Genomic DNA, 3524 nt, shown 5'->3' with positions numbered 1-3524 from the left:
GCCGAGCCGGGCGCGAGCCGGGCCGCGGCACTCAGCACCGAGGCAGGCACCTCCGCTCCGGTGCGCACCCGCACCAGCAGCGCCAGCATCTGCGGGCCGCCGGTCAGCGGGGCCGCGACGGCCGCCGCGGTGCCAGGCACCCGGCGGGCCGACGGCGGCTCCTCCTCGGTCCACGGCGTCACGCACAGCACGGTGTACAGGTCGCCCGCGTCCGGCCCGAGCGCCGACCGCAGTACACCCAGCGCCGCCTCCCGCTCCCGTCCCGCCCCGCCGCTCACCAGGACCCGGCGGAACTCCCGGGTCACCGCGTCCTCGGCGGAGGCCTCCTCGGCGAGCAGCGCGCCGATCCGCCCGGCGACCCGCATGGCCGCCGCCAGCTGGGCATCGGTGGGGCCCGGGTCCGGCTCCAGCAGCCAGACGTACCCCTGGACGACGTCCCGGGAGCGGGCCGGCAGGCAGATCCGGCCCCGCAGCACCCCCGCCTCGGGTGCCGGCGGGATCCGTACCGGACCCGTCGCCCGCGCGATGCCGAAACCCTCGAACCAGGCCCTGACCTGCGCCGACGAACTGCGCGCCAGGATCGTCCTGGTCCGCACGGGGTCCAGCGCCGCCTCGTCGCCGAGGCCGTCGTGCACCCCGAAGGCGATCAGACCGAAGTCGCGCCCCTCGAGGGTCGCCGGCACGCCCAGCAGGGCGGAGATCTCGTCGACCAGTTCCTGGTAGTCCGGTTTCACGGCTCCATTGTCCTCCCTCTTCATACAGATGTCTGAGAGGAAAGGCGTCGATCCGTGACAGGTGTCGATAGGTGAAACGGAACCTGGATCCCTACCGTTCGAATCGGCGGTCCACGCCCTCGTCACTTTCGTATTTCCAGGAGGTCCCCGTGCTGGGTCCCGTGATTCTCGCCGCCTCGCGCAGCGACAGGATGCGTCGTCTGGTCACCGCGGCCCCGGGCACCAAGCAGGTCGTCGACCGGTTCATCCCCGGCGAGACCGTCGGCGACGTCCTGCCGATTGTCCGCAAGCTCACCGAGCAGGGTCTGGAGCTCACCATGGACGTGGTGGGCGAGGACATCACCACGCCCGAGCAGGCCGAGGCGGCCCGCGACGCCTACCTGGAGCTGATCGCCCGCCTCGAGGAGATGGAGCTCGGCCCCCGCGTCGAGATGTCCGTCAAGCTGTCGATGTTCGGCCAGGACCTGGAGAACGGCGTCGAGCTCTCCCGCGCCAACGTCCGCCCGGTCGTCGAGGCCGCCGCCGCGATCGGCACCACGGTCACCCTCGACGCCGAGGACCACACCACCATCGACAGGATGCTGGCCACCCACGCCTGGCTGCGCGAGGACTTCCCGCAGTCCGGCTGCGTGATCCAGGCGATGCTGTACCGCACCGAGGAGGACGCCCGCGCCCTCGCGGCGAGCGGCAGCCGGGTGCGCATCGTCAAGGGCGCCTACAAGGAGCCGGCCGAGGTGGCGTACCAGTCGAAGGCCGAGATCGACAAGGCGTACGTGCGGATCATGAAGATCCTCATGGAGGGCGACGGCTACCCCATGATCGGGTCGCACGATCCGCGGATGATCTCCATCGGACAGGAGCTCGCGCGCCGCGCCGGGCGCAAAATGGACGAGTACGAGTTTCAGATGCTGTTCGGCATCCGCGGCGACGAATCGCTGCGTCTCGCCGCCGAGGGTCACCGGATGCGTGTCTACACCGCGTACGGCACCGACTGGTACGGCTACTTCATGCGCCGTCTCGCGGAGAAGCCGTCGAACCTGAAGTTCTTCCTGCGTTCGATGGTCAGCAAGGGCTGAGCCCCGCACCGCCCGACCGCACCCACCGCTCAGAGCTCTCACAAGGAGAAGGAACCCATGGACGCTGTGACCCAGGTCCCCACGCCCGTGAACGAGCCGGTGCACGGCTACGCCCCCGGCTCGGCCGAGCGCTCCCGGCTGGAGGCCAAGCTCAAGGAGCTGGCCGACAACCCGATCGAGCTCCCGATGACCATCGGCGGCGTCAAGCGCCTCGGCGGCGGCGAGGAGTTCAAGGTCGTCCAGCCGCACAACCACCAGGCGGTCATCGGCACCGGCCGTCACGCCACCCAGCAGGACGCCCAGGACGCCATCGACGCGGCCCTGGCCGCCGCCCCGGCCTGGCGCGCCATGTCCTTCGACGACCGCGCCGCGATCATCCTGCGCGCCGCCGAGCTGCTGTCCGGCCCGTGGCGCGAGACGCTGGCCGCCTCCACCATGCTGGGCCAGGGCAAGACCGCCCAGCAGGCCGAGATCGACACCCCCTGCGAGCTGGTCGACTTCTGGCGCTTCAACGTGCACTACGCGCGCCAGATCCTCGCCGAGCAGCCCCCGGCCAACTCCCCGGGCGTCTGGAACCGGCTGGACCACCGCCCGCTCGAGGGCTTCGTCTACGCGATCACGCCGTTCAACTTCACGGCCATCGCCGCCAACCTGCCGACCGCGCCCGCGCTGATGGGCAACGTCGTGGTGTGGAAGCCGTCCCCGACGCAGACCCACGCCGCCGTCCTCACCATGCGCCTGCTGGAGGAGGCCGGTCTGCCCAAGGGCGTCATCAACCTGGTCACCGGTGACGGCATCGCGGTCTCGGAGGTCGCGCTGAACCACCGCGACCTGGCCGGCATCCACTTCACCGGCTCGACGAAGACCTTCCAGCACCTGTGGAAGACGGTCGGCGCCAACATCGAGAACTACCGCGCCTACCCCCGCCTGGTCGGCGAGACCGGCGGCAAGGACTTCGTCGTCGCCCACCCGAGCGCCGACCGCGCCGTGCTGAAGACCGCGCTGACCCGCGGCTCCTTCGAGTACCAGGGCCAGAAGTGCTCCGCCAGCTCGCGCGCCTACATCCCGGCCTCCATCTGGAACGACGGGTTCAAGGAGGAGTTCGCGGCCGAGGTCGACGGCATCACCATGGGTGACGTCACCGACCTGTCGAACTTCCTCGGCGCCGTGATCGACGAGCGCGCCTTCGCCAAGAACAAGGCGGCCATCGACCGCGCCAAGGCCGACGACGCCTGCACCATCGTGGCCGGCGGCACCTACGACGACTCGGTCGGGTACTTCGTGCGTCCGACCGTCATCGAGTGCACCGACCCGGAGAACGAGGTGTTCACCACCGAGTACTTCGGTCCGATCCTCGCCGTCCACGTCTACGAGGACGACAAGTACGAGGAGATGCTGACCCAGATGGAGTCGGCCTCCGACTACGCCCTCACCGGCTCGGTCATCTCCGGCGACCGCGCCGCGGCCGCGTACACGATGGACAAGCTCCGCTACGCGGCGGGCAACTTCTACATCAACGACAAGTCGACCGGCGCCGTGGTCGGTCAGCAGCCGTTCGGCGGCGGCCGCGCCTCCGGCACCAACGACAAGGCCGGCGCCCCGCAGAACCTGCAGCGCTGGACCCTGACCCGGGCCATCAAGGAGACCCTGGTCGCGCCGACCGAGTACGGCTACCCGCACATGGGCTGACCGCCCCCACCGGACCGCTCCGCCC

The 3524-nt window shown here is 70.5% G+C and carries 2 protein-coding genes and 1 pseudogene; 2 read left to right on the top strand and 1 reads right to left on the bottom strand.

Translation table 11 applies throughout. From position 1 onward, the window contains the following. Positions 1 to 734, bottom strand: a pseudogene (locus ACOV8S_RS13660) (PucR family transcriptional regulator); the annotation flags it as partial. A gap of 149 nt (positions 735 to 883) precedes the next feature. On the opposite strand from ACOV8S_RS13660, the gene ACOV8S_RS13655 reads away from it, so the two are divergent. After that, positions 884 to 1810, top strand: a complete 927-nt coding sequence (locus tag ACOV8S_RS13655; RefSeq protein WP_448318088.1) for a proline dehydrogenase family protein — start codon at positions 884 to 886, stop codon at positions 1808 to 1810. Between the two features lie 57 nt (positions 1811 to 1867). Beyond that, positions 1868 to 3499 (top strand): L-glutamate gamma-semialdehyde dehydrogenase, encoded by a 1632-nt coding sequence (pruA, locus tag ACOV8S_RS13650; RefSeq protein ID WP_448318087.1) that lies wholly within the window; start codon positions 1868 to 1870, stop codon positions 3497 to 3499. The last annotated feature ends 25 nt before the right edge of the window (positions 3500 to 3524 follow it).

Source organism: Streptomyces sp. CO7 (assembly GCF_053474865.1).
The sequence above is the reverse complement of the archived record's forward strand: the minus strand, read 5'-3'. Positions and strand labels throughout refer to the sequence as shown.

Coding starts and splice junctions, on each gene's coding strand:
- pruA (WP_448318087.1), top strand. CDS start 1,868: ATGGACGCTGTGACCCAGGTCCCCACGCCCGTGAACGAGCCGGTGCAC.